Source organism: Streptomyces solincola (assembly GCF_002982015.1).
Taxonomy (GTDB): domain Bacteria; phylum Actinomycetota; class Actinomycetes; order Streptomycetales; family Streptomycetaceae; genus Streptomyces; species Streptomyces solincola.
In genome coordinates, this window is record NZ_PVLV01000637.1 from 1 (window position 1) to 2,868 (window position 2,868).

General features: G+C 76.4%; 3 protein-coding genes. All 3 read left to right on the forward strand.

The window, feature by feature from the left end; genetic code table 11:
- A partial coding sequence (locus C6N75_RS28560; RefSeq protein WP_146132707.1) for an ABC transporter permease occupies nt 1-570 on the forward strand: 570 nt, incomplete at its 5' end.
- Complete coding sequence (locus tag C6N75_RS28565) at nt 567-1,634, forward strand: ABC transporter ATP-binding protein (protein ID WP_105871746.1); 1,068 nt, start codon at nt 567-569, stop codon at nt 1,632-1,634. The genes C6N75_RS28560 and C6N75_RS28565, both read left to right, overlap by 4 nt.
- Nucleotides 1,631-2,653, forward strand: coding sequence for an ABC transporter ATP-binding protein (locus C6N75_RS28570; RefSeq protein ID WP_105871747.1), 1,023 nt, complete (start codon nt 1,631-1,633; stop codon nt 2,651-2,653). Before C6N75_RS28565 ends, C6N75_RS28570 begins: the two co-directional genes overlap by 4 nt.
- The last annotated feature ends 215 nt before the right edge of the window (nt 2,654-2,868 follow it).

The window sequence follows — 2,868 nt, forward strand, 5'->3', positions numbered from 1 at the left end:
GGGGCGGTGGTGGGCATCGCGGCCGGGCACTTCGGCGGCTGGTTCGCCACCGTGGTGATGCGGGTGACCGACTGGTTCCTGGTGATGCCGTCGCTGGTGCTGGCGATCGTGCTGGCCACGGTGATGTCCCGGAGCATGTGGACGGTGGTGCTGGCGATCGGCATCACGAGCTGGCCGACGACCGCCCGGCTGGTGCGGGCGCAGACCATCGCGGTGGAGTCCCGCCCGTACATCGAGCGGGCCCGGGCGCTGGGCGGCGGGCACGGGCATGTGATGGGCCGGCACGTGCTGCCCAATGTGATGCCGCTGGTGCTGGCGCAGACCACGCTGTGCATCTCCACCGCGATCCTCACCGAGGCGACGCTCGCCTTCCTGGGGCTCGGCGATCCGACGGTCGTCTCCTGGGGCGGGATGCTCCAGGACGCCCGGGAGGCGGGCGCGGTCTCCTCGGGCCACTGGTGGTACCTGGCCCCGCCGGGCATCGCCATCGCGCTGGTGGCGCTCGCCTTCACGCTGTGCGGGCGGGCGGTCGAGTCGGTGCTCAACCCGAGGCTGGGAGCGGGACGTTGAGTCTGCTGGAAGTACGGGACCTGCATGTGGTGTACGGCAGCGGGCCGGACGCGGTGCCGGCGGTGCGCGGGGTGGACCTGTCGCTGGCGGCGGGCGGCAGTCTGGGCGTGGCCGGCGAGTCCGGCTGCGGCAAGTCCACGCTGGCGCACGCCCTGCTGCGGCTGCTGCCGCCCTCCGCGAAGCTGACCGGCAGCGTGCGGCTGGACGGCGAGGACGTGCTGACCATGGGCTGGGGCAGGCTGCGGGCGGTGCGCTGGGCGGGCGCGTCGCTGGTGTTCCAGGGGGCGATGCACTCGCTGAACGCGGTGCACCGGGTCGGCGACCAGATCGCCGAGCCGCTGGCCGTGCACGGCCTGGCGACTGGGGCGAAGGCCCGTACGCGGGTGGGCGAGCTGCTGGAGCAGGTGGGGCTGCCCGCGGCGCGCGCCTCGGCGTACCCGCACGAGCTGTCCGGCGGGCAGCGCCAGCGGGTGATGATCGCCATGGCGCTGGCCTGCGCGCCCCGGCTGGTCGTCGCGGACGAGCCGACGACGGCGCTGGACGTGATGATCCAGGCGCAGATCCTGCGGTTGATCGAGCGGCTGGTCGCCGAGCAGGGCATCGGTCTGGTGATGATCAGCCACGACCTGGCGGTGCTGGCCGACACCTGCGACCGGCTCGCGGTGATGTACGCGGGCCGGGTGGTGGAGGAGGGCCCGGCGCGCGAGGTGTACGGGGCCGCCCGGCACCCCTACGGGCGGGCGCTGTCGGCGGCCTTCCCGCGCGTCGGCGACCCGGCGTCCCGGCGCGCCCCGCGCGGCCTGCCCGGCGACCCGCCCGATCCGGCCGCCCTGCCGTCCGGCTGCGCCTTCCACCCGCGCTGCCCGGACGCCGTCGAGGTCTGCCCCGCCGTCGATCCGCCACTCGTCGAGACTGCCCCGGGGGCCGCCCAGGGGTCCGGCCACCGCGCGGCCTGCGTCCACGCCGCGCCGGGCCTGCTGCCGTCCGGCCCCGGCACCGGGGCGTACGCCGCCGGTCCGGCCGCCGTCACCGACTCCGACCCGACCGCCGGGAGCCGCGCATGACCTCCGTACCGGTGAAGGGCGCCGTCACCGAGCCCGTGACCGCCCCCGCTGCCCTGCTCTCGGCCGCCGGGCTGAAGGTCGCCTTCCCCGGGCGGCGCGGCGGGCCGGCCGCGCGGGCCGTGGACGGGGTGGACCTGGACATCGGCCGCGGCGAGATCGTAGCCCTGGTCGGCGAGTCGGGGTGCGGCAAGTCCTCGCTGGCCCGCGCGCTGCTGGGCCTGGTCGCCCCGGCGGCGGGCACGGTCTCCTTCGACGGCGCCCCGCTCTCGTACGGCGCGCGCGCCCTCAAGGCGTACCGGCGGCGGGTGCAACTGGTGCTCCAGGACCCCAGCGGATCGCTCAACCCGCGGCACACCGTGTACGACGCGGTGGCGGAGGGGCTGCGGGTGCACGGGTACGCCGGGGACGAGCGGGCCGCGGTCGCCGAGGCGCTGGCCCGGTCCGGGCTGCGGCCGCCCGAGCGGTTCTTCCTGCGCTACCCGCACGAGCTGTCCGGCGGGCAGCGGCAGCGGGTGGTGATCGCCGGGGCGCTGGTGCTCGGCCCCGAACTGATCGTCGCCGACGAGCCGGTGGCGTCGCTGGACGCCTCGGTACGCGGGGAGATCCTGGCCCTGCTGCTGCGACTGCGCGACGAACTGGGGCTGTCCGCGCTGGTGGTGACCCACGATCTGGGTCTGGCGTGGAACATCGCGGACCGGGTGGCGGTGATGTACCTGGGGCGGATCGTGGAGAGCGGCACGGTGGAGGAGGTGCTGTCCGCGCCCCGCCATCCCTACACCCGGGCGCTGCTGTCGGTGCTGCCCGAGGCGGGCGGCGAGCCGGTGGTGCTGGGCGGGGAGCCGCCGGACCCGGCGCGGGTGCCGGCCGGCTGCCGCTTCCACGTCCGCTGCCCGGCGCTGGCCTCCGGGGAGGCCGAGCGGGCCGGGGCGGCCACCCGCTGCCGTACGGCCGAGCTGCCGGTGCTGCCGGGCCGGGGCCGGGGCGCGGCCTGCCACCTGGCTCCTGGTCAGGCGGGCTAGGGCCTCTCGTTCGGATCTTGCTGGGCTCGCGACGCTCCCCCGGCTCCGCTGGGAGGTGCCCCCAGGACACCGCACTCCTCCAGACTTCGTCCGGGGGTACCCCCACGCGGCGTTGTCGTCACTCGCCAATGGCCCCCAGGCCCGGGGGCCTGGGAGGTGCCCCCACCGCAGCGGCTCCCTCCTCCGCCTTGCGAATGCACGGCGCCAGACGCCGC